The 26945-nt window shown below is 47.8% G+C and carries 30 protein-coding genes, 1 tRNA gene and 1 pseudogene; 15 read left to right on the forward strand and 17 right to left on the reverse strand.

Features of this window, described 5'->3' with window-relative positions; all coding sequences use genetic code 11:
• The 8 genes and pseudogenes from purH to aroQ form a co-directional block, all read right to left on the reverse strand.
• Nucleotides 1–198 (reverse strand): annotated as a pseudogene (gene purH, locus QZZ54_RS18115) (bifunctional phosphoribosylaminoimidazolecarboxamide formyltransferase/IMP cyclohydrolase); the annotation flags it as partial.
• Nucleotides 199–236: 38 nt separating this feature from the next.
• Nucleotides 237–521 (reverse strand): DNA-binding transcriptional regulator Fis, encoded by a 285-nt coding sequence (gene fis / locus QZZ54_RS18120; protein WP_261872439.1) that lies wholly within the window; start codon nucleotides 519–521, stop codon nucleotides 237–239.
• Between the two features lie 28 nt (nucleotides 522–549).
• Nucleotides 550–1536, reverse strand: coding sequence for a tRNA dihydrouridine synthase DusB (gene dusB / locus QZZ54_RS18125; RefSeq protein WP_290705351.1), 987 nt, complete (start codon nucleotides 1534–1536; stop codon nucleotides 550–552).
• Between the two features lie 208 nt (nucleotides 1537–1744).
• Nucleotides 1745–2983, reverse strand: coding sequence for a DUF3426 domain-containing protein (locus tag QZZ54_RS18130; RefSeq protein ID WP_290705354.1), 1239 nt, complete (start codon nucleotides 2981–2983; stop codon nucleotides 1745–1747).
• A gap of 12 nt (nucleotides 2984–2995) precedes the next feature.
• A complete protein-coding gene (gene prmA / locus QZZ54_RS18135; protein ID WP_290705357.1) occupies nucleotides 2996–3889 on the reverse strand; it encodes a 50S ribosomal protein L11 methyltransferase in 894 nt (297 codons plus the stop codon).
• Nucleotides 3890–3992: 103 nt separating this feature from the next.
• The gene (accC, locus tag QZZ54_RS18140; protein ID WP_290705360.1) at nucleotides 3993–5336 is read right to left on the reverse strand and encodes an acetyl-CoA carboxylase biotin carboxylase subunit; all 1344 of its coding nucleotides are present in this window, start codon (nucleotides 5334–5336) and stop codon (nucleotides 3993–3995) included.
• Between the two features lie 25 nt (nucleotides 5337–5361).
• Entirely contained in the window at nucleotides 5362–5799 is a 438-nt protein-coding gene (accB, locus tag QZZ54_RS18145) for an acetyl-CoA carboxylase biotin carboxyl carrier protein (RefSeq protein WP_290705363.1), read from the reverse strand.
• A 29-nt stretch (nucleotides 5800–5828) separates the two neighbouring features.
• Nucleotides 5829–6272 carry a type II 3-dehydroquinate dehydratase gene (aroQ, locus tag QZZ54_RS18150; RefSeq protein WP_290705365.1) on the reverse strand — a complete coding sequence of 148 codons (444 nt, stop codon included), beginning with the start codon at nucleotides 6270–6272 and terminating at the stop codon, nucleotides 5829–5831.
• Nucleotides 6273–6608: 336 nt separating this feature from the next.
• On the opposite strand from aroQ, the gene QZZ54_RS18155 reads away from it, so the two are divergent.
• From QZZ54_RS18155 to QZZ54_RS18175, 5 genes are all read left to right on the forward strand, one after another.
• Nucleotides 6609–7640, forward strand: a complete 1032-nt coding sequence (locus tag QZZ54_RS18155; RefSeq protein ID WP_290705368.1) for a DUF2333 family protein — start codon at nucleotides 6609–6611, stop codon at nucleotides 7638–7640.
• Nucleotides 7641–7679: 39 nt separating this feature from the next.
• Nucleotides 7680–8444, forward strand: coding sequence for a ParA family protein (locus QZZ54_RS18160; protein ID WP_290705371.1), 765 nt, complete (start codon nucleotides 7680–7682; stop codon nucleotides 8442–8444).
• A gap of 212 nt (nucleotides 8445–8656) precedes the next feature.
• Entirely contained in the window at nucleotides 8657–9283 is a 627-nt protein-coding gene (upp, locus tag QZZ54_RS18165; protein ID WP_290705374.1) for a uracil phosphoribosyltransferase, read from the forward strand.
• Between the two features lie 12 nt (nucleotides 9284–9295).
• Complete coding sequence (locus QZZ54_RS18170) at nucleotides 9296–10609, forward strand: uracil-xanthine permease family protein (RefSeq protein WP_290705377.1); 1314 nt, start codon at nucleotides 9296–9298, stop codon at nucleotides 10607–10609.
• 177 nt (nucleotides 10610–10786) lie between these two features.
• Nucleotides 10787–11638, forward strand: coding sequence for a 3-hydroxybutyryl-CoA dehydrogenase (locus QZZ54_RS18175; RefSeq protein ID WP_290705380.1), 852 nt, complete (start codon nucleotides 10787–10789; stop codon nucleotides 11636–11638).
• Between the two features lie 60 nt (nucleotides 11639–11698).
• On the opposite strand, the gene QZZ54_RS18180 is transcribed toward QZZ54_RS18175, so the two are convergent.
• The 4 genes from QZZ54_RS18180 to QZZ54_RS18195 all read right to left on the reverse strand — a co-directional run bounded on the left by QZZ54_RS18180 (nucleotide 11699) and on the right by QZZ54_RS18195 (nucleotide 15328).
• Entirely contained in the window at nucleotides 11699–12142 is a 444-nt protein-coding gene (locus tag QZZ54_RS18180; RefSeq protein ID WP_290705383.1) for a hypothetical protein, read from the reverse strand.
• Nucleotides 12143–12272: 130 nt separating this feature from the next.
• A complete protein-coding gene (locus QZZ54_RS18185; protein WP_290705386.1) occupies nucleotides 12273–13448 on the reverse strand; it encodes a VWA domain-containing protein in 1176 nt (391 codons plus the stop codon).
• Between the two features lie 12 nt (nucleotides 13449–13460).
• Nucleotides 13461–14306, reverse strand: a complete 846-nt coding sequence (locus QZZ54_RS18190; protein ID WP_290705389.1) for a MoxR family ATPase — start codon at nucleotides 14304–14306, stop codon at nucleotides 13461–13463.
• Between the two features lie 113 nt (nucleotides 14307–14419).
• Nucleotides 14420–15328, reverse strand: coding sequence for a DMT family transporter (locus QZZ54_RS18195; RefSeq protein ID WP_290705392.1), 909 nt, complete (start codon nucleotides 15326–15328; stop codon nucleotides 14420–14422).
• Nucleotides 15329–15521: 193 nt separating this feature from the next.
• On the opposite strand from QZZ54_RS18195, the gene QZZ54_RS18200 reads away from it, so the two are divergent.
• Nucleotides 15522–16439, forward strand: a complete 918-nt coding sequence (locus tag QZZ54_RS18200; RefSeq protein WP_290705395.1) for a LysR family transcriptional regulator — start codon at nucleotides 15522–15524, stop codon at nucleotides 16437–16439.
• Nucleotides 16440–16619: 180 nt separating this feature from the next.
• Nucleotides 16620–17222 (forward strand): nitroreductase family protein, encoded by a 603-nt coding sequence (locus tag QZZ54_RS18205; protein WP_290705398.1) that lies wholly within the window; start codon nucleotides 16620–16622, stop codon nucleotides 17220–17222.
• Between the two features lie 41 nt (nucleotides 17223–17263).
• On the opposite strand, the gene QZZ54_RS18210 is transcribed toward QZZ54_RS18205, so the two are convergent.
• Entirely contained in the window at nucleotides 17264–17602 is a 339-nt protein-coding gene (locus tag QZZ54_RS18210) for a DUF2956 family protein (protein WP_290705401.1), read from the reverse strand.
• 77 nt (nucleotides 17603–17679) lie between these two features.
• Here QZZ54_RS18210 and QZZ54_RS18215 point away from each other — a divergent pair, with 77 nt between their 5' ends.
• Nucleotides 17680–18606, forward strand: a complete 927-nt coding sequence (locus QZZ54_RS18215; RefSeq protein WP_290705404.1) for a DUF808 domain-containing protein — start codon at nucleotides 17680–17682, stop codon at nucleotides 18604–18606.
• A 51-nt stretch (nucleotides 18607–18657) separates the two neighbouring features.
• On the opposite strand, the gene ppa is transcribed toward QZZ54_RS18215, so the two are convergent.
• A complete protein-coding gene (gene ppa / locus QZZ54_RS18220; RefSeq protein ID WP_290705407.1) occupies nucleotides 18658–19191 on the reverse strand; it encodes an inorganic diphosphatase in 534 nt (177 codons plus the stop codon).
• A gap of 115 nt (nucleotides 19192–19306) precedes the next feature.
• Complete coding sequence (locus QZZ54_RS18225; RefSeq protein WP_290705409.1) at nucleotides 19307–20278, reverse strand: class 1 fructose-bisphosphatase; 972 nt, start codon at nucleotides 20276–20278, stop codon at nucleotides 19307–19309.
• A 264-nt stretch (nucleotides 20279–20542) separates the two neighbouring features.
• Here QZZ54_RS18225 and mpl point away from each other — a divergent pair, with 264 nt between their 5' ends.
• The 5 genes from mpl (at nucleotide 20543) to QZZ54_RS18250 (ending at nucleotide 25101) form a co-directional block, all read left to right on the forward strand.
• Nucleotides 20543–21931: a UDP-N-acetylmuramate:L-alanyl-gamma-D-glutamyl-meso-diaminopimelate ligase gene (gene mpl / locus QZZ54_RS18230; RefSeq protein ID WP_290705411.1), complete on the forward strand. Its 1389-nt coding sequence runs from the start codon at nucleotides 20543–20545 to the stop codon at nucleotides 21929–21931.
• On the forward strand, nucleotides 21931–22569 hold the full coding sequence (locus QZZ54_RS18235; RefSeq protein ID WP_290705413.1) for a flavin prenyltransferase UbiX: 639 nt from the start codon (nucleotides 21931–21933) through the stop codon (nucleotides 22567–22569). The genes mpl and QZZ54_RS18235 overlap by 1 nt, the downstream gene beginning before the upstream one ends.
• Nucleotides 22570–22659: 90 nt before the next feature.
• Entirely contained in the window at nucleotides 22660–23361 is a 702-nt protein-coding gene (gene tsaB / locus QZZ54_RS18240; RefSeq protein WP_290705415.1) for a tRNA (adenosine(37)-N6)-threonylcarbamoyltransferase complex dimerization subunit type 1 TsaB, read from the forward strand.
• Nucleotides 23362–23452: 91 nt separating this feature from the next.
• Nucleotides 23453–24256 (forward strand): undecaprenyl-diphosphate phosphatase, encoded by an 804-nt coding sequence (locus QZZ54_RS18245; RefSeq protein ID WP_290705417.1) that lies wholly within the window; start codon nucleotides 23453–23455, stop codon nucleotides 24254–24256.
• 104 nt (nucleotides 24257–24360) lie between these two features.
• A complete protein-coding gene (locus QZZ54_RS18250; protein WP_366645908.1) occupies nucleotides 24361–25101 on the forward strand; it encodes a class I SAM-dependent methyltransferase in 741 nt (246 codons plus the stop codon).
• 36 nt (nucleotides 25102–25137) lie between these two features.
• On the opposite strand, the gene QZZ54_RS18255 is transcribed toward QZZ54_RS18250, so the two are convergent.
• Nucleotides 25138–25347 (reverse strand): SlyX family protein, encoded by a 210-nt coding sequence (locus QZZ54_RS18255; protein ID WP_290705419.1) that lies wholly within the window; start codon nucleotides 25345–25347, stop codon nucleotides 25138–25140.
• Nucleotides 25348–25549: 202 nt separating this feature from the next.
• On the opposite strand from QZZ54_RS18255, the gene QZZ54_RS18260 reads away from it, so the two are divergent.
• Nucleotides 25550–25963 carry a cold-shock protein gene (locus QZZ54_RS18260; RefSeq protein ID WP_290705421.1) on the forward strand — a complete coding sequence of 138 codons (414 nt, stop codon included), beginning with the start codon at nucleotides 25550–25552 and terminating at the stop codon, nucleotides 25961–25963.
• A 72-nt stretch (nucleotides 25964–26035) separates the two neighbouring features.
• Here QZZ54_RS18260 and QZZ54_RS18265 read toward each other — a convergent pair whose 3' ends face one another.
• Nucleotides 26036–26650: a DsbA family protein gene (locus tag QZZ54_RS18265; RefSeq protein ID WP_290705423.1), complete on the reverse strand. Its 615-nt coding sequence runs from the start codon at nucleotides 26648–26650 to the stop codon at nucleotides 26036–26038.
• A 125-nt stretch (nucleotides 26651–26775) separates the two neighbouring features.
• Between QZZ54_RS18265 and QZZ54_RS18270 the strand changes: the two genes are divergently transcribed.
• Nucleotides 26776–26852, forward strand: a tRNA-Met gene (locus QZZ54_RS18270).
• Nucleotides 26853–26945 lie beyond the last annotated feature (93 nt).

The raw sequence follows: 26945 nt of genomic DNA on the forward strand, positions 1-26945 counted from the left end.
CATCATTTCAGGGAAACCAGTGTAATCGGATACTTCAATTGCCGGTACATCGTTATCTTTTAACAGTTTGTATGTGCCGCCGGTGGAAAGAATCTCAACACCGCGCTGGGTCAGTGCCTGGGCGAATTCAACGATTCCGGATTTATCCGAGACACTGATCAGTGCGCGACGAACCGGAGTGATTTTCTGCTCTGCCATGGTTTAGTTCTTCTGAATTAAGTTAAAAAAGTAATAGGTTAAAGTAAGCCGTATTGCTTCAGTTTTTTCCGCAGCGTACCGCGGTTCAGGCCCAGTAACTCAGATGCTTTAGTCTGGTTGTCACGGGTATAGGTCATTACTGCTTCAAACAATGGGGCTTCAATCTCTGCCAATACCATCTGATAAACATCCGTTACCGGTTGTCCATCAAGTTGACGAAAGTAGTTATGCATCGAAACCTGAACGCTATCGCGTAGAGTGCGTTCCTGAACATCCATGTTTTCTGTATGTATTACTTGTGTATTCAATGTATTGTTATCCACGTGCATTAACCTAAAATTGAACTGTCACTCAGGCGGCAGTCTGTGTCTTATCCGTTCGGGTGAAAAATGACCGGATCGCATTTTGCTGGAGTGCAGCTTCTTCTAATTGATTGAAATCTTTTCTAAATAACTCAGAGCCCTGTCTGTTTCGGAGATACCAACCGACATGCTTACGGGCAATACGTACCCCGGCATACTCTCCGTAGAAACGATACAGAGCCCCTAAATGTTCCAATAGCGTATCTCTGACCTCGTCCAGGGGCGGTGAGGGTAGCATTTCCCCTGTATTGAGGTAATGACTTACCTCACGGAAAATCCATGGGTTCCCCTGAGCAGGCCGGCCGAGCATGACTGCATTTGCTCCGGTGTAGTCCAGAACTTCTCGCGCTTTTTCCGCTGAATTGATATCACCATTTGCAAACAGTGGGATCTCAATAGTCTCGCGAATGCGGGCGATGGTGTCGTATTCTGCATCGCCTTTATAACCGCAGGCCCGGGTTCGGCCATGTACCGCAAGTGCTTGAATTCCACTGTCTTCAGCAATACGGGCAATAGTTTCGCCATTACGGTTATCAGTGTCCCACCCGGTACGAATTTTCAGCGTCACCGGCAAATCTACTGCTGCCACAGTCGCTTCAAGAATCTCTCTTACCAGCTGTTCATCTTTCAACAGGGCTGATCCAGCAGCTTTATTACAGACTTTCTTAGCCGGACAACCCATATTGATATCAATAATATGAGCGCCGTTAGCCGCATTGGCTCTGGCAGCTTCCGCCATCATGGCCGGGTCGCCACCGGCAATCTGTACCACATGCAGGCTTTCATTCTGGTCTTTCTGTAAACGATGGCTAGACTTTCGAGTGTTCCAGAGACGGGTGTCCGAAGTAATCATTTCGGAAACCACCATGCCTGCGCCTAGTCGACGGCAAAGTTGACGAAACGGCAGATCGGTAACGCCGGCCATCGGTGCCAGGATAACCTGACTGTCAACGGTATGCTGTCCGATTTGAAACATGCCTGACCCCGAATTTAGAGAAATAGCTATCCATGGCTATCAAAATGAAAACCGCTGTGCTGCTGTTTGGAAGGCGGACAATAATACTCTTTCAGGAGGGGAGGGCCAAGGACTTTTTGATGGTTTTTTGATCATTTTTGTCGTTTTGGCTTATTGCAAAATAGTCAGAAAATGCTATGTGTATCGTCGCTAAGACAGGTAAATAGGATCATTGGAGATTGGTTGGTACTTTTAAGAGAGCTTCGTAGCTAAGCGCGCGGCGACCCGGATCGAGGATGTCGAGGCTGATCTGTACCGGTTTCCCTACGGGCATGCTTATCGGCTCAGTTTGAGTGCTTTTGAGATATTCGATTGGCTGGAAAGTCCGCTGGCTTATCAGTTCTCCCCTTCGGTTTGAAAAGGATAGCTGAATGGCGGGGAATGGTTGGCTAAAGTCCGCACTGTTCTCTAATAGAAGGTTGACGCTCAAGGCTCCCTGATATTCAGTATGCTGCTGAATAACTAGCTTTTGGGTGTTAATCAGGTTGAGATTAATGGGCGCTTTCAACTTACAAGGAAGATGTTCGCATGCCAGTTTAAAGCCTGACGTAAGTTCGGGGTGGATGCTCAGCTGTTGGCGATTAAACCAGAGGTATTGAACTGCCAGCATTAACAGCGCTAGGAGTACGAATGTCGTCCAGCCCACCCAGGAGGATGACTCTATACGGGTAGTCCTTATCATTACTGGTTCTGGTCGAAAAGAAGTAAAAGGCGGGGGTGCTATTGAGACAGATTCTGAAATTGGAACAGGGGTGTTGGTCTCAGTTGATTCGACGGTGGTGTGTTGCTCTGATATTGCAGCAATTTTATCTTGCTCATCAGTCTCTCCCTCTGATTCAGTCGGGAGTGCTTGTGAAGTGCTTCCCATATCTATATCTGTATCAAAAGGTGAGGATTGAACTTTCTCCCGTTCCGTCTCCTCAGTAGTGGATAAAGCTATCTGGTCAGCTGTCTCTGTGAAGGCGTTGTCAGTGTTGAAGTCGACAGTTGTCTGTTCTGACACAGCCTCTTGATAAGTCCTTATTTCAGGTTTAAGTAGTTCCTGAACCGGTTGCTCCAGTTCGTCGAAATCGTCATCGATAGGGTCGCTATTCAGTTGCTCGGTTAGTCGCTCGTCCTGGTCGGGTGTTGTGTAACGCTTATCGAAACCGCGATGGCTGCGCTGTGGGGGAGCAAACGCTGGAACCTCTATTTGATCAAATAGAGGGTCTCTGTTGAGAAGATCTTTAGGGCTTTGAGTTAGCTCTTCCAGTGGAGTGATGAGGTCATCGCAACGATATACCTCAGCGTTAAATACTTCTAAACATGAGCCACAACGAACCTTGCCATTGGCAATTTTTAACTGCCCCTGAGTTACCTGAAACCTTGTGGTACAGGCGGGGCATTCGGTGATGATATTATGGCCCATGATCGAGTGTTTCTAACGCTTCAAGCCGGTCACGCGGATCCAGCCTTCTTTCTCCGCAACTGCATCCAGCTCAAAATCGCTACCGTAAGCTTCCCGGATCTCAGTTTCTTGCTCACTCAATAAGCCTGAAAGGATTAGTTGGCCTCCAGTTTTACAGAGTGAGGTGAGGGTGGGAGCTAACTGAACTAAAGGTCCTGCAAGTATGTTGGCAACAACCAGATCTGCTGGTTCCTTTGGTGCTTTTTCTGGGAAATATACCTTCAGGCTCTCTGTGGGTAACTGGTTTCGTTGTAGATTATCTAAACTGGCATCCAGTGCCTGAGGATCTATATCGACGGCAGTTACATGTTCTGCGCCCAGAAGTATCGTTGCAATGCCAAGAATGCCTGAGCCACAGCCGTAGTCGACGACCTGTTTTCCATCGAGGGTCAGCTGATCAAGAAACTCCAGACAAAGCGCCGTGGTTGGGTGCGTCCCGGTGCCAAATGCCAGACCTGGATCGAGCATCAGGTTTACTGCATCAGGTTCGGGCACCTCTTTCCAACTTGGGCAGACCCATAAGCGATTACCGAACTTCATCGGATGATAGTTATCCATCCATTCTCTTTCCCAGTCTTTGTCTTCGAGAATTTCAGTTTTCATATTCGGAAAAGGGATGTTTGGAAATAACTGTAGATGAGACTCTTTAAGAAATAGCTCTGTTGCTGCAAGGTCGTGATCTGCGGAAAACAGACCGGTCAGTACAGTGTTGCTCCACAGGGGGGTAGTACCCAGATCCGGCTCGAAGATAGGCTGATCTTCTTTGTCCTGCAAGGTGACGGCTGCACATCCTGCAGCGAGTAGCAGATCTTCATATTGATCTGCATTATCAGGCAGGACATCCAGTTTTATCTGTAACCAGGGCATGCGGTATTCCTTATAACCAACGATATATAGTCTTTATAGCAAGAGCGACAAACGAAAAAAAGCCTCCAGAGGAGGCTTTTTCGTGGTTAGAATCGGTTCAGACTCAATCCAGTCCCAGCTTCTTTTCGAGATAGTGGATGTTAACACCACCTTCGGCGAAGTTAGCGTCTCGTACGATTTCTTGATGCAGAGGGATATTGCAACGAATACCGTCGATTACCATCTCATCCAGAGCGATTTCCATTCTGCGAAGAGCGGTTGCCCGGTCTTCACCATAGGTGATCAGTTTAGCGATCAGTGAATCGTAATGAGGGGGTACGGTATAGCCGTTATACAGATGAGAATCTACCCGGACACCGATGCCACCTGGAGTATGGAAATGAGTAACAGTACCTGGACAAGGTAGGAAGGTTTTTGGATCTTCAGCGTTGATACGACACTCAATTGAGTGTCCCAGCAATTTGATATCTTCCTGTTTGAAGCTCAGAGGCATACCGGACGCGATACGCAGCTGTTCCTTGACGATATCAACACCGGTAACCATCTCAGATACAGGATGCTCTACCTGAACCCGGGTGTTCATTTCGATAAAGTAGAAACCACCATTTTCATAGAGGAATTCAAAGGTGCCGGCGCCGCGATAATTGATCTCAATACAAGCATCGACACAGCTTTTTAGTACCTGTGCGCGAGCTTCTGGATCTAGCATAGGTGCAGGAGCTTCTTCCACAACCTTCTGATGGCGTCGCTGCATTGAACAGTCTCGGTCATACAGATGGACTGCGTTACCCTGACCATCGGACAGAATCTGAACCTCAACGTGGCGAGGGTTTTCCAGGAATTTCTCCATGTAAACCGTGTCATCGCCAAATGATGCTTTTGCTTCAGCCTTGGTAACATATACGGAGTTCAAGAGGCTAGCTTCGCTATGAACCACTCGCATACCACGACCACCGCCGCCGGCTGCCGCTTTAATGATAACCGGATAACCGATTTTACGAGCGATCTCGATAACTTTGTTGCCATCTTCTGGTAGTTCGCCGTCAGAACCTGGAACGGTTGGTACGCCAGCACGTTGCATCGCTGCAATGGCTGCAACCTTATCGCCCATAATGCGGATTGTTTCGGCTTTAGGACCGATGAAGGCAAAGCCGCTTTGCTCAACCCGTTCTGCAAAATCAGCATTTTCAGCGAGGAAACCGTAGCCTGGGTGGATACCCATAGCGTCGGTTACTTCGGCAGCAGCAATAATGGCAGGAATGCTCAGGTAACTTTGAGCAGATGACGCTGGGCCAATACATACTGCTTCGTCTGCAAGACGAACATGCATCAGGTCACGATCCGCAGTCGAGTGGATTGCAACGGTCTTGATGCCGAGTTCCTTGCAGGCCCGGAGGATACGCAGAGCGATCTCACCCCGGTTGGCAATAACAACTTTTTCTAGCATGTTGTGAACCTGTCAGATGAATAACTTAAACGATAATTACCAGCGGCTGATCAAATTCAACCGGCTGGCCATCTTCTACCAGAATTGCTTCGACAACACCGGCCTTGTCAGAATCAATCTGGTTCATCATCTTCATCGCTTCTACGATGCAGATAGGATCGCCAACTTTAACAGACTGTCCTACTTCAACAAAAGATGAGGAGGTTGGAGATGGAGAGCGATAGAAGGTTCCAACCATCGGTGACAGTACGGCATTGTCATTGGAAACCGGAGCGGCAACTGCTGCAACCGGAGCCGCTACGGGTGCAGCGATCGGAGCTGCAACTGCTACAGGAGCAGGTGCTGCAACAACGTTGGAACCACGGCTGATGCGAACAGACTCTTCGCCTTCGTGGATCTCAATCTCGTTAATGTTGGATTCTTCCAACAGTTCAATCAATTTTTTTACTTTGCGAATATCCATACTAATGAAATTCTCTATCAATTCAGATGTTAAAGTTTTTCAACCCGGCTGAACGCGGATTGTAATGCAAATTCATAACCCTGGACGCCCAGACCACAGATTACGCCCACTGCCACATCCGAAAGAAAGGAATGATGGCGGAACGACTCGCGAGCGTGCACATTGGAGATATGGATCTCTATAAAAGGGATCGAAACCCCCAGTAGTGCGTCACGCAACGCGACACTGGTGTGAGTATATGCGGCTGGATTGATCAGGATGAAATCAACCTGTTCGTCTCGGGCTTGATGTATCCGCTCGATCAGAACATGTTCTGCATTAGATTGCAGGCTTTCAAACTGGTGTCCGGCGTGTAGTGCGAGGGTCGTGAGGCGCAGGTTAATATCCTGTAACGTATCGGCACCATAAACCTCAGGCTCGCGAGTACCGAGCAAATTCAGGTTTGGACCGTTAAGAAGCAGTATTTTAGCCATTAATTAGCCTCATATGACGCAAGATCGCGACCAATGGGTATAAAGACTCGCTAGTTTGCCGGAAAAGGCAAACTGTGTAAATAACTTTACTACTTATTGTGTTTTATCAGCCGTTTTACCGACGTTCTGGATAGTTTCTGATCAGACTTTAGCTTAACTTTATCAAATCTTAAGTCTTTATATACTGTAAATAGGTAAGAGATGGTTGTTTCAACCGGTATCAGAGCTTAAGTCATAGTATAGTGATTAATTATTTACACTGGCCTGGCATTGACCCGCTCTGACAAATCGGACATATTGCGGTGCAATAAGGGCTTTATTGTTAAAGGAAATTCCATGGAAATGTTACAGCGGTTGTGGTTAAGATTTTGGGACAGCCTGTCTGGTATCAAGCTTATGGGGCCGATAGGTATTGTTATAGGGCTCTATCTGCTTGTGAGTCTGGTGTTAGGTATATGGTGGAGTCAGGAACCTGACCCGTTTGACGTTCAGCCGGTGGTTATTCAAACTGCTGAAGGTGCCGAAAAGCCAGTTGTTGGTTCGGCAACGGTCTTAACGCTGATTAAAATCACCGATACATTGTTGCAAAAATCGGGTGGTTATCTCTCCAATGATCGAACCCCGCCAGGCATATGGCTCGATAATATTCCTAACTGGGAGTTTGGTGTTCTGGTGCAGACGCGGGATATGTCCCGGGCGATGCGTAAAGATTTTAGCCGTTCTCAGTCGCAGTCCACGGAAGATGTCGATCTAAAAGAAGCCGAGCCGTTAATGCATTTTGACAATAACAGTTGGCTGCTGCCTTCCAGTGAGGGGGAGTATAAAAAAGGTCTTAAATATCTGCGTGCTTATGAAGCTCGTCTGACTGACCCTCAGCAGCAGAATGCACAATTCTATGCCCGGGCGGATAATCTGCGTGGTTGGCTGGCGGATGTTTCTACCCGACTTGGTAGTTTATCTCAGCGGCTAAGTGCGAGTGTTGGTCAGAAGCGTGTGAATACTGATCTTGCCGGTGAAGCCGACGCCCGACAGTCAACCAGTAATGCCGGGGAACTTGAAGTTAAAACAGGGTGGATGGAGATTGACGATGTATTCTACGAAGCCCGTGGAACAGCTTGGGCGCTGATCCACCTGTTACAGGCCGTAGAGGTGGATTTTTCTGATGCGCTCGAAAAGAAAAATGCGTTGATCAGTCTGCGTCAGATTATCCGTGAATTGGAGGCGACTCAGGGCACCGTTTGGAGCCCGATGATTATGAACGGTAATGAGTTTGGATTATTAGCTAACCATTCATTGGTGATGGCTTCCTATATATCCCGGGCTAACGCTGCCATTATTGATCTACGGACGTTACTTGAGCAGGGTTAAGTTGAGAGATAAACGGGTCTTTAAAATAAGGGAAAAGGTATGATTCGGGTTGTCTTTAATCAGAAGGGTGGGGTCGGTAAATCCAGTATTAGCACTAACCTAGCGGCAATCACTGCTAGCAAAGGTAAGCGGACATTAGTAGTGGACCTGGATCCGCAATGTAATACCAGTCATTACCTATTGGGCGAGCAGGTGAATGAAACGGTAGGTGATATTAAAGACTTTTTTGAGCAGACTCTGAGCTTTCAGGTACGGCCAAAAGATATTACGGACTTTATCCACCCCACTGCTTATGAAAATCTGGATCTGCTTCCTTCGAATCCTGAGCTGGGCGACCTGCATGCGAAATTGGAAGCTAAGCATAAGATCTATAAGCTGCGTGATGCGCTGCTTAATATGGAGCAGTACGACGCTATCTATATCGATACGCCGCCAGCATTTAACTTTTATACCTTGTCTGCGCTTTGCACTGCGGATAGCTGTCTAATCCCCTTCGACTGTGATGAGTTCTCTCGTCAGGCGCTTTATAGTCTGATGTATAACATTCAGGAGACTCAGGAGGATCATAATGATCGACTGAAAATCGAAGGTATCGTCGTTAATCAGTTCCAGGCCCGGGCTAATGCATCGAGAAGTATTGTTGAGACCCTTAAAGATGATGACCTTCCGGTATTGGAGTCAAAAATATCTTCTTCTGTGAAGATGAAAGAATCCCATAACGAGTGTATGCCTTTGATCTACTTTGCACCGAAGCATAAGCTTACGCAGGAGTTTCTGGCGCTTTATGATGAGTTGAATGGTTAGACGAAACGATCTGGCTTGTGTGAAGAGGTCATGAAATTTTGTGGCCTGGTTGTTGCTCGAAAAAGAAACGCACCTTAGGTGCGTTTTTTTATGATACAGACCTAAGACTTTCTGCTTAGGTCGGGGTATGATATTTCAAATTTTTGGGCTGAATCTGGTGTTGTGTCCAGTTGATGCTTCTGTTTTTCGTCGCTTTGAAGAGGGGCTTCAGTATGCGTGTTCACGAGATTAACCATCCTTTGGTAAAACATAAAATTAGTCTGATGCGGGCAGCTGACATCAGTACCCGTGCCTTCCGTCAGTTAGCAGCAGAGGTGGGTGCTCTGCTGACCTATGAAGCGACTAAAGATCTGGCCACTGAAACCTATCAGTTTGAGGGTTGGTGCGGTGAAATGACCGGCGAACAGATCAAAGGAAAAAAAGTCACTGTGGTGCCCATTCTGCGGGCGGGGATTGGCATGCTGGATGGTGTTCTTGATCTGATTCCCAGCGCTAAAATCAGTGTGGTTGGTTTGTATCGGGATGAGGAAACGCTTCAGCCGGTTACCTATTTTGAGCGACTCACCAGTGATATGGAAGAGCGTATGGCGCTGGTGATTGATCCGATGCTGGCCACCGGTGGTTCAATGAATGCGACTATCGATATGTTGAAAAAAGCTGGCTGCACAGAGATTAAAGCACTGGTGTTGGTGGCTGCTCCTGAAGGTATCAAGGCGGTGAATGAGGCTCACCCGGATGTAGAGTTATATACGGCGGCGGTGGATAGTCATCTCAACGAAAACGGATATATTATTCCGGGTTTGGGTGATGCCGGCGATAAAATCTTTGGTACTAAATAAAGGGCAGTTCCGATGACTCATAATATTGAAGATAGCTTGGACGGTAGTGAACCACTGTGGCGGACGGTGTTAGCCGGTTCTCAAATGCTGTTCGTTGCATTTGGTGCGTTGGTACTGATGCCGCTACTGACCGGTATGGACCCGAGTGTTGCGCTATTTACCGCAGGCTTTGGTACGCTCCTGTTTCAATTTGTGACAAAGCGTCAGGTGCCTGTTTTTCTGGCTTCTTCGTTTGTTTTTATCGCGCCGATTATCTACAGCACTCAAACCTGGGGAATGCCTGCTACATTAGGAGCGCTGTTCTTTGCTGGCCTGATGTATATGTTGTTGGCTCTGGCGGTTAAGGTTCGCGGCGTTGGTTTTTTACACCGATTGTTGCCGCCAGTAGTAGTTGGTCCGGTGATCATGGTTATTGGTCTTGGTCTGGCGCCTATTGCTGTAAATATGGCGATGGGCAAGGCCGGGGATGGCAGTATCGTGCTGTTTCCCTACATCGATTCGATGATTGTATCGATGTCGGCGTTGGGAACAACCTTGTTAGTGGCTACTTTTGGCAAGGGCGTGTTTCGTCTATTGCCGATTTTGGCTGGCGTGGTTGTGGGTTATCTGGTGGCTAACTTTTTTGGCATGGTCAATTATCAAGTCGTTTCTGATGCTGCTTTTATAGCGGTGCCTGCTTTTGTTTTGCCAGAGCTTAACTGGCAGGCGATTCTGTTTATGATCCCGGTGGCTATCGCGCCTGCGATTGAGCATGTAGGGGATGTTCTGGCTATCGGTCATGTTACCGGTAAAGACTATATCAAGAAGCCTGGCCTGCACCGTACTTTGTTTGGTGATGGTTTGGCTACTTCTGCTGCGGCTCTGTTTGGTGGCCCGCCTAATACAACTTACTCTGAGGTCACCGGTGCGGTGATGCTGACTCGCTCATTTAATCCGATGATCATGATCTGGGCGGCGGTCTTTGCGATTCTGATGGCATTTGTTGCTAAGTTTGGTGTGCTGCTGCAGACGATTCCAGGGCCTGTTATGGGTGGTATCTTGATTCTATTGTTTGGTTCAATAGCCGCTGTAGGTTTGAATACCTTGATTAAAGCTCAGGTCGATCTGGCTGAGCAACGAAACCTGGTGATTGTTGCTACTACACTGGTATTTGGTATCGGTGGGATGGTTATCGGTCAGGGTGAGTTCAGTATGCAAGGTGTCAGCTTGTGCGGTATTGTCGCTATCATCTTAAATCTGGTTTTACCGATGAATAAACCGCCAGCAGATGATCTGCATGAAGAGCAAGAAGTGGTTGATGACTTGGTGGATCATGCCAGTAATTAAAAAGCAGTAATGAAAACAAAGCCTGCGCTTAGTGCCGGGCTTTGTGTTTAAAATTAGAACTGGCTTTGGCCGGTTTTTTTGTATCCGGCTCGGGCGTAAGGGTATACCCGTATTTGCTGTTGCATTCACATAGGAGTGATGGAACACTGTTGCCTATTTTGAAGAGGATAAGCTGATATGGCGATTAACTGTTTTGGTGTGGTGGGTGCAGGTCAAATGGGTGGTGGTATTGCTCAGGTTGCAGCATGCTCTGGTTTTGATGTTGTACTTTTTGATCTCAATGATGCGGCGTTATCGCGTGGAGTGGGGGCGATTAGTGCCAGCCTGGCACGGATGGTGAAGAAAGAAAAACTGACCCAGGACGAAATGAATAAGGCCTTAGCCCGGATAAAGCAAACCACCGATATGGCCGATATGGCTCCTGTCGATATTGTGGTTGAGGCGGCCAGTGAAGATGAAGAAATTAAAAAGAGTATCTTCCGGCAGTTGGATGAGGTTTGTCAGCCAAATGCAATTCTTGCGACTAATACATCATCAATTTCTATTACCCGCTTAGCAGCGGTCACATCCCGTCCGGGACAGGTGATCGGAATGCACTTTATGAATCCAGTGCCGATGATGCAGCTGGTAGAAATTATCCGTGCACTGCAGACAGATGAGGAGGTCTTCAATACTGTTAAGCAGTTGTCACTAAATATGAGTAAAGTCCCGGTAGACGTGAAAGATGCGCCGGGCTTTGTTTCTAACCGAATCCTCATGCCGATGATCAACGAAGCGGTCTTCTGTCGCTATGAAAATCTGGCGTCTGCTGAAGAGATAGACACTGTGATGAAGCTGGGGATGAGCCACCCGATGGGACCGCTGGCGCTGGCGGATCTGATCGGTCTGGATACCTGTCTGAGTATTATGGAAGTGCTCTACGAAAACTTTAAAGACTCTAAGTATCGACCTTGTCCGTTGCTGGTACAGATGGTAGATGCGGGTTATCTGGGACGTAAAAGTGGTAGGGGCTTTTATCACTACGAGTGATTTTAAATATAAATATACAGCCCCGTGAAGGGGCTGGTTTTCAGATAGGTGTCTCTCTGTTTACTTAGCGAAGGTCCTTCTTATCTTCTCTTGGTCTATTTGCTTGGCGTATTGTGTAATTGCTGCCTTGACTGCTTGGTTGGTCATCAGTTCCTGCATCGCTACTTTACCCACAAACTCGAAGGCTTTTTTTATTGCTTGAGGATCTGATTGTTGGGCTGTTTTGACTTCGTTTGTACAGTCTTCAACAAATAACCGAGTTATTAATGCCGCCACAAAGCTATCTGATGCTGATATGTCTTCAGCAGAAATGTTCGCGTAGGGCTGTAATTCCGGGTGGGAAGTCATAGAAAAAAACATCCACTTAGCCAATGATTTTTTCTCCTTCCCGTTTAGAGAGTCAACGAAACAGGTGCCAAGATTTTCAGCATTGGCATTTGCTGGAATCAAAAAAAACATAGAGCAACAGAGCGTTAAGAGGAGGGTAAGTATTCTACTTTTCAATGTAAAAACTCCTGCTTTTATGAATCTAAAAGCGTGTAGTAAAAACCTGAGATTCAGAAACTGAAAATAAAGAAGGTTTGCCTGATTTTTGAGTTAAACCTCTCCAAGACTCAGCATACCTGCTCAAACTTTATTTAGAAAGGTAGCGGATTCCGTTTTCCAACCCCTCCAGTGTCAGAGGATACATCTTGTTATCCATAATGCTTTTTATCATCTGGGTGCTGGCGGTATAGTCCCAGTATCCGTGGTGACTGGGGTTTAGCCAGATCGCTTTATCCCAGGTGTCCAGTATTCGTCTCATCCAGACTTCTCCGCTTTCGGGGTTGCGGTGTTCAACACTGCCATAGCGCTCTGTTACTTCGTAGGGAGCCATAGAGGCATCACCAACGAAGATGATGCGGTAATCCCGGCCGTAGGTATGTAGCAGATCCACGGTGTCGATATGTTCGTTCCAGCGGCGCTTGTTATCTTTCCATACCCGCTCGTAGACGCAGTTATGGAAGTAGAAGTATTCAAGATGCTTGAACTCAGTCCGAGCGGCGGAGAATATCTGTTCACACTGTTTGATATAGGGGTCCATCGATCCGCCGACATCGAAGAACAGAAGTACCTTGGCGGCGTTGTGACGCTCTGGCACCATCTTCAAGTCCAGCAGGCCGGCATTATTGGCGGTGGAGCGGATGGTATCATCCAGATCCAGCTCTTCGGCGGCGCCGGTACGGGCAAACTTACGTAGTTTACGCAGGGCTACTTTGAGGTTGCGGGTGCCTAATTCGACTTTGTCATCCAGGTCGCGGAACTGGCGTTTCTCCCATACCTTTACTGCTCTTTTGTGTTTGCTTTCCCCACCGATGCGAACCCCTTCAGGATTGTAGCCGCTGTGGCCAAACGGTGAGGTGCCTCCGGTGCCTATCCATTTACTGCCGCCAGCATGACGCTCTTTCTGTTCTTCAAAGCGCTGCGCCAGTGTCTCCATCAGCTTATCCAGACCGCCCAGTTTTTCTATCTCGGCTTTGTCTTCGTCGCTAAGATTGCGGATGAAATCAGATTCTAGCCATTGCTCAGGAATCAAGTTGTCAAAAGGATCAGGCAGCTCTGCCAGGCCTTTAAAGTAGTGGCCAAAGGCGAGATCGAAGCGGTCGAAATATTTTTCATCTTTAACCAGGCAGGTGCGAGCCAGGAGATAGAAATCATCCCAGGAGGCAAACGCCAGATGTTTTTCCAGTGCTTCCAGCAGGGTTAGAAGCTCTTTAATCGAGACCGGTACCTGAGCCTTGCGCAGGATGTAAAAGAAGTCGACTAGCATGGGCTGACCCGTTTAACGTTGTTCACGGCGGGCCATAAAGGCCAGTCGCTGCAACATATGTACATCCTGCTCGTTTTTCAGCAGAGCTCCATACAAAGGAGGAATCGCATCACTGCTATCCCGGTTCTGCAGCAGATCGACCGGGATGTTATCGGCCAGTAGCAGTTTCAGCCAGTCGATTAGCTCAGAGGTGGAAGGCTTCTTCTTCAGACCGTTGATTTCGCGAACCTGGAAGAATATCTCCAGCGCTTCGTTAACCAGGTTTTTCTGAATATCGGGAAAGTGGACATCCACAATCTGCTTCATGGTTTCGGCACTGGGGAAGTTTATATAATGGAAGAAGCAGCGGCGCAGGAAAGCATCTGGCAGCTCTTTTTCATTATTACTGGTAATGATAATGATCGGGCGGTGTTTAGCGACCACTCTCTGGCTGGTTTCGTAGACGCTGAATTCCATCTTATCGAGTTCGACCAGTAGATCGTTGGGGAACTCGATATCCGCTTTATCGATCTCGTCGATCAGCAAAACTACCTGCTCATCAGCATCGAAGGCTTCCCATAACATCCCTTTGCGGATGTAGTTTGAAATGTCATGCACTCGATCATCACCGAGTTGAGAGTCTCTAAGTCTTGAGACTGCATCATATTCGTACAGACCCTGCTGAGCTTTAGTGGTCGATTTAATATGCCAGCGCAACAGTTTCATACCGAAGGCCGTAGAAACTTCTTCAGCCAGCATGGTTTTGCCGGTACCTGGTTCGCCTTTGATCAGCAGGGGGCGTTGCAGGGTGGCTGCGGCGTTTACTGCCATTCGCAAATCATCGGTGGCGACGTAGCGCTCGGTACCTTCAAACTTCATCTGACTAACCTCTGAAGAAACTGTTAACAAAGAAGGTTATCTTAGCAGAAAAGAGCGATTGAAATAGGGTTAAGAAATTGACCTAATCGGACATTATTCGGTCGGTATGGCTTTTATGGCAGGCGGACCTCAGTGTTGCTCTTGTGAACTAATGTCATGGCGATTAGTACTAGAAAAACACCGGGTAGCAGCTGCCACTGGAAGTCGCCCGTGCCGATAACAAAATTCAGTGTTACAACAAAAATCGGCGTAAGGAAGCTATAGGATGCCACCTGTGTTGGTCCAAGTCTCAGGGTGCCAAGCTGCAGTAGAAAGAAGGTGATTAAGGTGGTGAAAATAGATAGATATGCAATACCAACATAAACTTCGATACTGACATCGGCCCATACTTGCGTTTCGAGTGCTGGCAGGGCCAGAATCAGAAGCCAAGCACTGCCAATACAGATCACCCAGAAGGTCATCACTTCCATGGGCTCGCCAGAGTAAAGCTTCTTGATCAGGGGGTTGTAGGCACCCATAAACAGGCAGCCGATCATAAACAGGGCGTCGCCATAATTTAGCTTCATCTGTAGCAGTCCATCGATATCACCGCGGAAGATAATCCATAGCGCGCCCAAGGTGCCTAATAGAAGGCCCAATGCTCGACGCTTGCTGGTCCTTTCCTGATTGATTAACAGTACGTAGAGCGCAGTGATGGCCGGTACAGTGGTATAGATAGTGCTGGTGTTGAGGGCGCTGGTGTATCTCAGTCCTTCAAACATGCACCAGAAAAAGACCACTAAGGGAATGCTGAGCAGGGTATAGGCCAATAGCTTTTTCTGACTTGGCAAATGAAAGCCGTTCTTAATAAATACATAGGGGGCGAAGCACAGTGCTGCCAGTACAAAACGAATAAACACCAGTAATTCTGGCGGCAATCCAGTGGTAATCATCTTGCCAACCGGGAATGAACTGGCAACAAGCGCGACCATCAACAACATCAGCGTATGTACTAGGGTGTTTGAGGGGCTGGTAATGTTCATTAATCTTTCTCAGGTGAATTTAGCTCGTATTAAACGGGGCGTCTTTTTCTAGGGGTAAGGTTGGATGGATGAATCTATGGGGATGAGCTTATCTTGTTTCTAGATGATTGATAATCTATGTATTATGGTATTCATTGTTGAGCAAAAGTTTACAGTAAATAGGTTGTATAGGTATGTTATATGAGTAGCTTGTATGGATAGCTTTGGTGCGATTCCGGTATTTGTCGCGGTGGTTGAGTCCGGTGGCTTTTCTCCGGCTGCCCGCTTTCTGGGGATATCTAAGTCTGCGGTCAGTAAGCGGATAACCCAACTGGAACAACAGTTGGGCGTAAAATTACTGCATCGGACTACCCGTAAGCTCAGTTTGACTGAAGCGGGCGAGCACTATTTTGAGCATGCGCTAAAGGCGAACCGGGCCGCCAGGGATGCCGAAGATGCTGTGGCTCAACTTCAAGGCGAGCCACAGGGTCGCTTGCGTATTAACACAGCGATGTCATTTGGTCGTCTGCATGTGGTGCCAATGATACCGGCGTTCTTAAAGCGCTACCCTAAGGTCAGTATCGATCTGGAGCTGGACGACAAAACCGTTGATCTGGTTCAGGGTGGTGTTGATATAGCCATTCGGGGTGGAGCGATGAATGATTCCACTCTTATTGCCCGTAAATTAGTGTCGTTACACAGTGTCTTATGTGTTTCGCAATCCTATTTAAATCAGCACGGCTGCCCGGAACAGCTGGATGACCTGTTGCGGCATAACTGTCTTTCTTTCAGTTACTCTACCGATGCTAAGGGTTGGGGTTTTAGTCGGGGAGGCCTGGCTCAGAATGTGGCGGTATCAGGCAATTATCAGGTGAATAACAGTGAAGCGTTGCTGGATGCCGTGTTACAGGGGGTGGGAATATCGCGTCTGCCAACCTTTGTGGTGGGGCCTTATATTCGTTCGGGTCAGCTTATTCAGTTATTTCCCGAATATCGGATGCCAATGCAAGACATCAGTGCAGTAATGATAGAACGACAGTATATGCCGGCTAAGGTCAGGGCTTTTCTTGATTTTGCCATTGAGTATTTTGGTAGTGATACCCCCTATTGGGAACAGGGAGTTGACATATAAACTGATCCATTGTTGAGATTTAGTTAACAGTGTTGTTGTTTTTATGGTGATTATCATTGATTGGTAAACTATTTAACCTATGCATCCTGGTTTGGTTGTAACGGCGAGCGGATATTTTATTCGGAAGTGTTCAGAGCCCGTTTAAACCATTTTCAAAAGATGACAAGTTAAGGGTTTATTATGGAACTGTTTACTGCAATTGAAACGCGCCGTGCGGTGAAGCATTACTCAAGCTCAGAAGCGGTAAGTGAAGCAGATTTTAAACGTATTATGAAAGCTGTTCTGCTTTCTCCTACCTCATACAATATTCAGCATTGGCGATTTGTTAGGGTGATTGATCCTCAAATACGTGCTCAGATCCAGGATGCTGCCTGGGGTCAGGCACAGGTTACTGAAGCGGCTGAGCTGATTGTTTTATGTGCAGATCCTCAGGCTTGGTTGGATGATCCTCAGCGGTACTGGGCTAATGCCGGTCCTGAGGTTCAGGGGTTGATGTTGCCGATGTTAGAGTCTTTTTACCGGGGTAAGGAACAGTTGCAACGTGATGAAGCGATGCGCTCCAGTGGGATGGCTGCACAAACCATGATGCTGGCAGCTAAAGGGCTTGGCTATGATACTTGCCCAATGATTGGTTTTGATAGTGAGCGGGTCGCCGAGATTATCAACCTGCCTTCGGGGCATGTGATCAGCATGATCATTACGTTGGGAAGGGCGGCTAAGCCTGCTAATCAAAGGGCGGGCCAGCTGCCTCTGAGTGAAGTGTTATTAGAGAACCACTTTTGATGGTGTGGTTTGCATTATCGATAACGAAATGACGGAAAAATTTAAAGAGGGTTGTATAAGGCGGCGTAAGCAGCAAAGCCAATCCAGCTTAAGAGCAATAAGATCCAGCTAAGCTTGTTCTCCTGGCCTGAGTTTTCTGTGGCTATCTCGGGCAAGATGTCGATGGTATCGGCTTTTTGCGCTTGCTGTAGTTTACGTTTCTGCTTATCAAGCTCCCGGGTTTTTTCTTTATAGCGCTTCTTATACTCCTCAATCCCTTTTTGAATCCCCTGAGCGATCAGTTTGGTTTGTTCTTTGGACTGCCCGGGGCGTTGAGTTGCTCGGGCAACCTGTAACGCTTCGGTTACCACCTGTTCAGATACTTTTTGTTTCTTAGCCATAGTCACTCCCCCGGTTTGAACTGTATTATCTCACGTTAAGTGATGCTAATGACTGAGAAATAGGAAAGGATATTCAGATGGCTGCTTCAAACCTTCTGGCATTAATTGATGATATAGCAACCCTGTTGGACGACGTTGCCAGTATGACGAAAGTCGCTGCCCGTAAAACAGCTGGGGTGCTGGGTGATGATCTGGCGCTGAATGCGGAGCAAGTGTCCGGTGTCCGTGCCGATCGTGAGCTGCCGGTAGTCTGGGCCGTAGCCAAAGGCTCGCTGGTGAATAAAATGATATTGGTGCCGGGCGCGCTGGCGATCAGTTACTTTATTCCTTGGTTGATTATTCCACTGCTGATGATCGGTGGCTTGTTTCTTTGTTTCGAAGGGTTTGAAAAGGTTTTCCATACCTTTTTTCATTCGGCGGAAGGGGATGAGGTGCATAAAGCTGAATTAAAGAAAGCGGTGGAAGATAGTTCAGTTGATCTGGTGGCGTTTGAGAACCGGAAGATCAAGGGGGCCGTGCGCACCGACTTTATACTTTCCGCCGAGATAATCGTACTGACCCTGGGCACGGTCGCGGGTGCTTCTCTGGCAACACAATTGGGTGTGCTGGTGGGCATTTCCTTAATAGTGACTGTCGGTGTTTATGGTTTGGTGGCAGGCATCGTAAAACTGGACGACCTGGGTCTATATCTGGTGCGTAAACCTGATGCGGCAGACATTACCAAAATCATCGGTCGCGGTATTCTCAAAGCGGCTCCAATGTTAATGAAAGGTCTTTCTATAGTAGGCACCATAGCGATGTTTATGGTTGGTGGCGGTATTTTGGTTCACGGCCTACCATTCCTGCATCACTTTATCGAACAGCTGAATACCGGGCTGAATGAGATTGTTATGGTATTTCTGCCGGTGTTGCTGGAAGCATTGGTTGGAATTGCCGCTGGCGGGGTGGTGTTCCTGGTAATTGGCTTGGGTAAAAAACTGTTTGGAAAAGAGTCTGATATTTGAGTATGCAAAAAAAACCCGCCGAAGCGGGTTTTTTTAAAGACTGCTAAGTAGTTACTTAGCTGCTTCGTAAGCCTTTTGAGACTCGATAATTGCAGCTTTAGCGGCGTCTGCGCCTTCCCAGCCTTCAACTTTAACCCACTTACCTTCTTCCAGACCTTTGTAGTTCTCGAAGAAGTGCTTGATGCGGGCCAGTAGTAGTGGCGGTAAGTCGCCCACGTCCTGAACATCTTTGTAGGCTTTGCTCAGCTTGTCGTGTGGTACTGCAACCAGTTTGGCATCTTCACCGGCTTCGTCGGTCATGTTCAGTACGCCAACTGGACGGCAGCGGATAACAGAGCCGGGAACCACTGGGTAAGGTGTTACAACCAGTACGTCCAGAGCATCGCCATCGTCAGCCAGGGTGTTGTTGATGTAACCGTAGTTGGCAGGGTAGAACATCGGTGCTGCCATAAAACGGTCAACGAAGATTGCATCAGAATCTTTGTCGATCTCATATTTAACCGGATCGCTGTCCGCTGGAATCTCGATGATTACATTGATGTCGTTTGGCAAATCATTGCCAGCAGGGACTTTTTCAAAGCTCATGTATCGCCTTCCTGTCTAAAGTATAGAAATCTGTTTTGAATCCAAAGGCCGCATTATATACGGCCTTTGGTTATAATTTGAATACGACTTAAAGAGCATAAACCGGCAGTAGGTATTAATCTTTAGCGTGATATTTCATCATGGTTTCTACTTCGCCCGTTGAACCAAGGCCGACAGACACCCGTTGATGAATTTTTGTAGGCTCTACATCCATGATGTTGTCGTAACAGGTTGTGCTAAGGCCGCCAGCTTGTTCAATCAGGAAACTCATTGGGTTGCCTTCATACATAAGGCGAAGCTTACCTGGCTTGCTAATATCGCGACTATCCCATGGGTATAAAAAGATACCACCACGGGTCAGAATACGATGTACTTCTGCCACCATTGAAGCGACCCAACGCATGTTATAGCGTTTGCCCAGAGGGCCTTCTTCGCCTTGTAGCAAGTCAGCGACATAGGCCTGCATCTCAGGCTCCCAAAAACGCTGGTTAGACATATTGATGCCAAATTCCTGAGTCTGTTCTGGGATCTGTACATTCTCTTCAGTAAGAATGAAATCACCACCGTGGCTCAGGGTGAACATGTTCACGCCGCTGCCGGTGGTCATAACTAAGACTGCGCAAGGGCCATAGAGTACATAGCCGGATGCTATCTGTTTGCGACCATTCTGCATATAAGCTGCTTCGTCACCACCGTCCATCCCTTCGGGCTTGCTCAGGATAGAGAAAATAGTGCCGACGGATACGTTCACATCGATGTTGGACGATCCGTCCAGCGGATCGAAAGTAACCAGGTATTTGCCCTCAGGGTTACCGCCGACCGGGAAATCTTCCTCTTCGGAAGCGATGCCCGCTACAGTTGGGTTGTCCAGTAGTATTGCTTTGAGAATATCGTTAGATATTACATCCAGCTTTTTCTGGGTTTCCCCCTGAACATTGACGCCCTCTGCAGTGCCTAAAACGCCAGCAAGTGCGCCTTCACGCAGTTTAATGGCGATCTCTTTGCAGGACAGCATAAGGCTGTCAATCAGGTCAATAAGATCATCGGGAGTTTCGTGGTGCTTGAGATACTGGTTCAGCAGTAACATGTGGCCAAAAACCTGTAGGTTTGGGAGGTTTAAAAGTAGCAGTGATTTTACGCTTAATTCTGAGGTAATTACACAGTCGGACTGTCAAAATTGTGTAAAAAAATTGTAATTATTGCGATTGCCCATGCTGATGGTTCAGGTTAATACTCATATCGTCCAGTTGGACGAGAGAGAATGGAGCAACAAAGGGCATTACAGATGTCGGTTAACTGTTATTATAACGACTGATTTTGAGACTCAGAAAACGATTTGGAGAGCCCGTCTGTGCATGTTCATATACTGGGAATTTGTGGCACCTTTATGGGGAGTCTTGCGGTACTTGCGAAGGAATTAGGGCATCAGGTTAGCGGCTCTGATGCTAATGTTTATCCACCGATGAGCACTCAGCTTGAGCAGCAGGGGATTAGTCTGATCGAAGGCTATGATCCATCACAACTCGATCCCGCTCCTGATATGATTATTGTGGGCAATGCAATGACCCGCGGTAATCCCTGTGTTGAGGCGATGCTGGAACGGGGCTTGCCTTATACCTCTGGCCCGCAGTGGTTGTCGGATAATCTTTTGCGCGAAAAATGGGTGTTGGCAGTGGCGGGCACCCATGGAAAAACCACGACCGCGACAATGCTGGCCTGGTTGCTAGAATATTCGGATATGGCGCCGGGTTTTCTTATTGGCGGAGTGCCGAAAAACTTTGATCGTTCTGCCCGGGTGGGTGAAAGCCCGTTTTTTGTTATTGAAGCGGATGAATATGACACCGCTTTTTTTGATAAACGGTCAAAGTTTGTTCACTACCACCCTCGTACGCTGATTCTAAATAACCTTGAGTTTGACCACGGTGATATTTTCGATGATCTGGCGGCTATTCAGCGTCAGTTTCATCATGTTGTAAGAATAGTGCCTGCAAATGGACAGGTTATTATGCCTGCTGGTGTTGTAGCGCTTGACCAGGTGATCGAGCAGGGCTGTTGGACACCCGTGGTAAAAACCTGTGTTGGTAAAGACACTGAGTTGGATGCTACTGCCGAGTGGCAGGCACGATTGCTAAAAGATGATGGATCAGAGTTCGAGGTGTTGCATCAGGGAGAAGTCGTCGGAATCGTTCGCTGGAATATGACCGGGCTACACTCGGTAAACAATGGATTGATGGCGCTGGTAGCTGCCCGTAATGTTGGGGTACAAATTGCCCATGGTATAGAAGGACTGTGTAATTTTGGTGGTGTGAAGCGGCGCATGGAGCTGATAGGTGAGGTTGCGGGTATTCGCGTGTATGACGATTTTGCCCATCACCCGACAGCGATTGAAACGACTTTGCAGGGGATTCGTGCGCAGGTAGGCGATGAAGCGGTATTGGCAGTGATTGAACCCCGTTCAAACACAATGCGGATGGGTATGCACCGCCAAAACCTTGCCAAGTCGGCGAATCGTGCTGATAAAGTATACTGGTATCAGCCCGCAGGGCTTGAATGGTCGCTGCAAGATGTTGTTGATGCTTGCGAGATCCCCGCAGCGTTAGCCCGTGACACGGCTGAGCTTATTCAGAGCCTGGTGGATAATGCGAAACCTGGCAGTCATATTGTAATTATGAGTAATGGCGGTTTTGAGGGGATACATTCCCGTCTGATCGACGCCCTGCAACAGAAATTCAGTAGTTAATGGAGTTTAGCGTGGCAGATTCTTTTAAAGACAGAGTAACTCTGGCGATCACCGGAGCGTCCGGTGCCCAGTACGGATTACGGCTGCTTGAATGCCTGGTAGCCGCTAATTGTCAGGTATTGGTTATGGTTTCCAGAGCCGCTCAGGTGGTTATCGCTACCGAAACTGATGAGGCGCTTCCGGGTGCTGCTAAAGAGCAGGAGGTTTGGTTGACCGAACGTTTTTCTGCTGCCGCTGGACAGATTCGAGTGTTTGGCCGGGAACAGTGGATGGCGCCTGTCGCTTCGGGCTCGGGAGCGCCGAGTAAAATGGTAGTCTGCCCCTGTTCAACCAGTACGCTTTCCTCTATCGCTAATGGTGCTAGTAATAATTTGATTGAGCGGGCAGCGGATGTTGCCCTGAAAGAGCGTCGACAACTTATTCTGGTGCCTCGTGAGGCGCCGTATTCAGAGATTCATCTGGAACATATGTTGAAGCTGACCCGGATGGGAGTTGTCGTGATTCCCGCTAGCCCGGGTTTTTATAACCGCCCTCAATCGGTTGAAGATATGATCGATTTTGTTGTGGCGCGGATTTTGAACCAGTTACAGATCGAACAGAATCTTATGCCGCGTTGGGGTGAGGATAGCCTTTCCTGAGTATTGCGCTTAAAATGCAGCGATTTTTCTCACTGCATTTCTTGCTGTGCTGATACAAACCTGCTTATTTTGACTTACCGGATTAAATAGATGGCCAAAATTCTTGCCCTGGATACATCAACGGACGCCTGCTCAGTGGCGCTTTCTATTGATGGCGAAATTCAGGAAGATTTCCGCATTATTCCCCGCCAACATACCCGTCAACTGTTGCCAATGGTTGATGAAATGCTAACGGCTGCCGGACTCAAAGTGAATCAGCTAGATGCGATAGCTTTTGGTCGTGGGCCAGGCTCGTTTGCCGGTATCCGCATTGCTACGGGTGCTGCACAGGGGCTTGCGTACGCAGCAAATCTGCCGGTTATCCCTGTATCTACACTGTCCGCAATCGCTTTGAAAGCGGCCCGGGAATATAAAGTAGAACGGATCATCAGTACGCTGGATGCACGAATGAATGAGCTATACAGCTGTGCTTATGAGATGCGTGGAGGGTTACCTGTTGCGTTGGTCAAGGAAACCGTAAGCGCGCCGGGGAATATTGTACTGCCTGAGGGGGATGATTGGTTTGCCGCAGGTAAAGGTTGGGTTTATCTCGAGAGTATGTCGGCACAGGTGCAACAAAGTATAAGTACGCCAGTCATGGATATATATCCGGCTGCAGGCGTCATGGCAGAATTGGCCCAAGAGGCTTTTGCTCGCGGTGAAGGGATTTCGGCAGAACTGGCGCAACCGGTTTATCTTCGCGATGAAATCTCCTGGAAGAAGATCAGTGAGCAGAAAAAGAAAGGCCAGTGAATAATTGTCGGTAAAAAGACAGCCAAGTGGCTCAGTCTATAAGCATCGGCAACGTTATTAAATTAAGGAAAAGCGAGAGGGAAAGTTAAACATGGATTGGTTTCAGGTTGTTTTCTTGGCTTTACTGCAGGGGCTGACAGAGTTTTTACCGGTATCAAGTTCGGCGCATCTGATATTGCCCTCTCAGCTATTTGGCTGGACAGATCAGGGGTTAGCTTTCGATGTCGGCGTACATATAGGTTCATTGACCGCGGTGATGATCTACTTTCGCGAGGATATCTGGCGCATGTTAGCCGCCTGGACAGGCAGTCTTGCCGGTCGGGGGCGCAGCACAGACTCGGTGTTGGCCTGGTATGTAATCCTGGCAACGATTCCAGCGGTAGTGGCAGGCTTTATGTTTAATTCCGCCATCGACCATTACGGGCGCAGTATTCTGGTGATCGCAGGTACCACGCTAATCTTTGGCGCACTGCTTTGGTGGGCTGATATCAGTCGGACCGAAGTGCGGCCGCTGGAAAAAATCACCTTTAAAGATGCCGTTATTATCGGTCTGGCTCAGGCGGTTGCCTTGATTCCCGGGACTTCCCGATCAGGTATTACAATTACCGCAGGATTGATGCTGGGTTTAAATCGTCAGTCAGCCGCGCGTTTTTCATTCCTGCTGTCTATTCCGGTTATTCTTGGGGCAGGTTTGCTGAAAGGGTTGGAGTTTTTGGAAACCGGCACGGGTGATCAGTGGACTATGATCGTCAGCGGAACGGTCTTGGCGGCCATTAGTGCCTACTGTTGTATCCATCTTTTTTTGAAATGGCTGGACCGGGTGGGTATGTTGCCATTTGTTATCTACCGTATGCTGTTAGGGTTTGTCCTGCTTGCAGTGTATTTTCTTGCTTAAACATTGATTGGCCTAAGGCTGCCTTTTAAGGAATAATTTTGACTCACGAATCCTCGCTTTCACCCCCCGCAGAAATCGCAGTCTGTTATGCAGATGCCGCTGGTATGGAGGATGCCCGATCGCTGGCGCAGCGATTGGGTTTGCCACTGCTGGATCGTTATGACCTGCGTGACGAACAGTTTGCTCAATTGTTGATCTGTGAATCCGGAACCCGGCGTTTACAGCAGACGGGGCGGAAAGCGCCGGGGCCGGTCCTGGCTGATTTTGTCTCTGGAGCGGTAGCTCATCGGCGTAAGTTTGGTGGCGGTAAAGGGCAGATGATCGCTAAAGCTGTTGGTATTAAAGGCAGTATTCGTCCACGGGTGGCAGATGTTACGGCCGGGCTGGGGAGGGATAGTTTTGTATTGGCTACGCTGGGCTGTGAAGTGCAGATGGTGGAGCGTTCACCGATTATCCATGCGTTATTAGAAAGTGGCTTGCAGCAAGCGCAGAATGATTACGAAGTCGCTGATATTGCTGCACGGATGAGTCTGGTGCATGCAGATAGCATCAACTGGTTGACCTCCCAGCAGGCTGAGCCGCCGCAAGTGGTTTATGTCGATCCGATGTTCCCCCACACCGATAAGTCGGCCTTAGTGAAAAAAGAGATGCGAGTTTTTCGGGATGTAGTCGGTGATGATCATGACTCAGCTGCATTGCTTCAGGCTGCGCTTGATCTGGTGGAGTACAGGGTAGTGGTGAAGCGTCCCCGCAAGGCTCCTGCCATCGAGGGACAGGCGCCGAGTTATCAGTTGAGCGGTAAGTCCAGTCGTTATGATATCTATACTTTGAAAAGTTTGACTTAGAGCGAATGATTTAAAGACAGTTTGTTCCGATACTAATCAATAGTGCGGAGGAGGGGATTCTTCGTCAGGTGCGCTGTTCTGATCCGGAGCGACTTGCTTTAACTGCTGGTGAAGAACTTTAACAATACGCGTAAGGCGCTCAATTTCGACACCTTGTTGGGCCATCTCAGTACTCATTTTATCCAGAGTGTCTTCCTGAAAGGCGACCCGGGTTTCCAGATCTTCCAATTGTTGTTGCTGATTCATAAAACCAATGTTTCCCACAGTTGATTGTGCTTAGTCAGTAAATTAGTCGTAATTATACCCTATTCAAGCGCTGTATCAGAGATTAAGTAGGTAAGCTATTGAAAAAAAAACTAAAAGTCGGTATATAGAATGGTCTGGGTTCTGTTTATCTAGAACGCTGTTTTTTTTAACAACATTAATTAATTAATTATAAGAGATATATATGAGTGTTAATCAACTTATACGTAGTGTAGTTGTCAGTGCACTTGCTACTGCAGTCATCCTTCTTCTTCAGGGGTCGCTGACAGGTGAAGGCGGGTTGCCAGTTTTTGATATTGGCGTTGTATTTGCGGTTGTGCTGATTAGCTGTGTTATTTCAGGTTTGGGCGGTGGTTCCATCAGCGAAGAAGAATCTGATGAAAATGATGACCGCGAATTGGGTACGGTAAAGTGGTTTAATGTTTCAAAAGGATTTGGCTTTATTACCCGTGAAAACGGTGATGATGTGTTCGTTCATTTCCGTAATATCCGAGGCCGTGGACACCGTTCTCTTACAGAAGGGCAGGGCGTTCGGTTTACAGTAAAAGAGAGTGATAAAGGTTTACAGGCAGAAGATGTTTCTGTTGCGCGCACCTGATCAGATCTTTCTATAAAAAAACGGGAGCTTTGGCTCCCGTTTTTTTATGTGTCGGATTTGTCGATAACTGAATTAGATCAGCTGCAGACTAGAACACCGTTGTAGTAACTGGTCCTGGCCACAGTAGCCCGCACAGATAACACTTAACCCTTTAGGGGTTTCAAGTCCAAGGAAGGGATAGCCCTGAATACCCTGATCCTGACAGTAGCTAAGGTCTTCGAACAGTATTTGAGCTGTTTTTTCGCCATACATCTGGTTGGTGAAGCGTTTAGGGCTCAATCCGACCTCTTCAGCCAACTCTGCCAAGACAGAAAGGTCGGATGGGTTACGTGCTTCCCTGTAATAGGCTCGTTGAATCGCTTCAGCCATCAGCATGCCGCTGCCTGTTGAAATTAATTCTGCGCTGATCACTGCGCGGCAGGCGGGGTAAGTAGATCTGCGAGGCTGGCATTTTTGCCAGAACTCATGGTTAAACTGAGCGTCAGTGCGCTCCTCAATATCATGCCAGGTTCGGGCAATGGCTTGTTGTAATTCATCTGGCATCGGCTTATCACTGTCAGGTGCCAGTCCGCCCATATAGCATAGTATTTTAATCCCAGGCTTTAGTCTGCTGATCAACTCCCTTAAATGGGGTTGAAATGCATAACACCAGCTACACATCGGATCCATAACATAAATCAGCGCCATACCCAGCTCCGCATAGAGGTCTCGTTATGTTTTAGTTATATCAGATAAAAGGGACGAATTGATTGAAAAGATTATTTATCAATTGCTTTTGTCAGAGTCTGTCAGTAGTATCCCTGCCACGTTGATGCGGGGTGGAGCAGCCTGGTAGCTCGTCGGGCTCATAACCCGAAGGTCGTCAGTTCAAATCTGGCCCCCGCTACCAACGTAATAATTAAAGGTGTATCGAAAGATATGCCTTTTTTTGTGCCTGAGATAAAGTGAAATTCCTTGGTGAAAAAGGTCAGAAAGCGTCGGG

The sequence above is a fragment of the Amphritea sp. genome, from assembly GCF_016744155.1.
Classification (GTDB): Bacteria; Pseudomonadota; Gammaproteobacteria; order Pseudomonadales; family Balneatricaceae; genus Amphritea.

Excerpts from the sequence above, each read along its gene's own strand:
- dusB (WP_290705351.1), bottom strand. The coding sequence starts at position 1,536 with ATGTTTCAAATCGGACAGCATACCGTTGACAGTCAGGTTATCCTGGCA.
- QZZ54_RS18160 (WP_290705371.1), top strand. The coding sequence starts at position 7,680 with ATGATTCGGGTTGTCTTTAATCAGAAGGGTGGGGTCGGTAAATCCAGT.
- QZZ54_RS18265 (WP_290705423.1), bottom strand. The coding sequence starts at position 26,650 with ATGGCGCTGATTTATGTTATGGATCCGATGTGTAGCTGGTGTTATGCA.
- ppa (WP_290705407.1), bottom strand. The coding sequence starts at position 19,191 with ATGAGCTTTGAAAAAGTCCCTGCTGGCAATGATTTGCCAAACGACATC.
- QZZ54_RS18245 (WP_290705417.1), top strand. The coding sequence starts at position 23,453 with ATGGATTGGTTTCAGGTTGTTTTCTTGGCTTTACTGCAGGGGCTGACA.
- QZZ54_RS18175 (WP_290705380.1), top strand. The coding sequence starts at position 10,787 with ATGGCGATTAACTGTTTTGGTGTGGTGGGTGCAGGTCAAATGGGTGGT.
- QZZ54_RS18200 (WP_290705395.1), top strand. The coding sequence starts at position 15,522 with ATGGATAGCTTTGGTGCGATTCCGGTATTTGTCGCGGTGGTTGAGTCC.
- tsaB (WP_290705415.1), top strand. The coding sequence starts at position 22,660 with ATGGCCAAAATTCTTGCCCTGGATACATCAACGGACGCCTGCTCAGTG.
- QZZ54_RS18185 (WP_290705386.1), bottom strand. The coding sequence starts at position 13,448 with ATGCTAGTCGACTTCTTTTACATCCTGCGCAAGGCTCAGGTACCGGTC.
- QZZ54_RS18260 (WP_290705421.1), top strand. The coding sequence starts at position 25,550 with ATGAGTGTTAATCAACTTATACGTAGTGTAGTTGTCAGTGCACTTGCT.
- QZZ54_RS18255 (WP_290705419.1), bottom strand. The coding sequence starts at position 25,347 with ATGAATCAGCAACAACAATTGGAAGATCTGGAAACCCGGGTCGCCTTT.
- accC (WP_290705360.1), bottom strand. The coding sequence starts at position 5,336 with ATGCTAGAAAAAGTTGTTATTGCCAACCGGGGTGAGATCGCTCTGCGT.
- accB (WP_290705363.1), bottom strand. The coding sequence starts at position 5,799 with ATGGATATTCGCAAAGTAAAAAAATTGATTGAACTGTTGGAAGAATCC.
- QZZ54_RS18155 (WP_290705368.1), top strand. The coding sequence starts at position 6,609 with ATGGAAATGTTACAGCGGTTGTGGTTAAGATTTTGGGACAGCCTGTCT.
- QZZ54_RS18195 (WP_290705392.1), bottom strand. The coding sequence starts at position 15,328 with ATGAACATTACCAGCCCCTCAAACACCCTAGTACATACGCTGATGTTG.
- QZZ54_RS18235 (WP_290705413.1), top strand. The coding sequence starts at position 21,931 with ATGGAGTTTAGCGTGGCAGATTCTTTTAAAGACAGAGTAACTCTGGCG.
- QZZ54_RS18190 (WP_290705389.1), bottom strand. The coding sequence starts at position 14,306 with ATGAAGTTTGAAGGTACCGAGCGCTACGTCGCCACCGATGATTTGCGA.
- aroQ (WP_290705365.1), bottom strand. The coding sequence starts at position 6,272 with ATGGCTAAAATACTGCTTCTTAACGGTCCAAACCTGAATTTGCTCGGT.
- QZZ54_RS18215 (WP_290705404.1), top strand. The coding sequence starts at position 17,680 with ATGGCTGCTTCAAACCTTCTGGCATTAATTGATGATATAGCAACCCTG.
- QZZ54_RS18170 (WP_290705377.1), top strand. The coding sequence starts at position 9,296 with ATGACTCATAATATTGAAGATAGCTTGGACGGTAGTGAACCACTGTGG.
- QZZ54_RS18225 (WP_290705409.1), bottom strand. The coding sequence starts at position 20,278 with ATGTTACTGCTGAACCAGTATCTCAAGCACCACGAAACTCCCGATGAT.
- QZZ54_RS18205 (WP_290705398.1), top strand. The coding sequence starts at position 16,620 with ATGGAACTGTTTACTGCAATTGAAACGCGCCGTGCGGTGAAGCATTAC.
- upp (WP_290705374.1), top strand. The coding sequence starts at position 8,657 with ATGCGTGTTCACGAGATTAACCATCCTTTGGTAAAACATAAAATTAGT.
- prmA (WP_290705357.1), bottom strand. The coding sequence starts at position 3,889 with ATGCCCTGGTTACAGATAAAACTGGATGTCCTGCCTGATAATGCAGAT.
- QZZ54_RS18130 (WP_290705354.1), bottom strand. The coding sequence starts at position 2,983 with ATGGGCCATAATATCATCACCGAATGCCCCGCCTGTACCACAAGGTTT.
- QZZ54_RS18210 (WP_290705401.1), bottom strand. The coding sequence starts at position 17,602 with ATGGCTAAGAAACAAAAAGTATCTGAACAGGTGGTAACCGAAGCGTTA.
- QZZ54_RS18250 (WP_366645908.1), top strand. The coding sequence starts at position 24,361 with ATGGAGGATGCCCGATCGCTGGCGCAGCGATTGGGTTTGCCACTGCTG.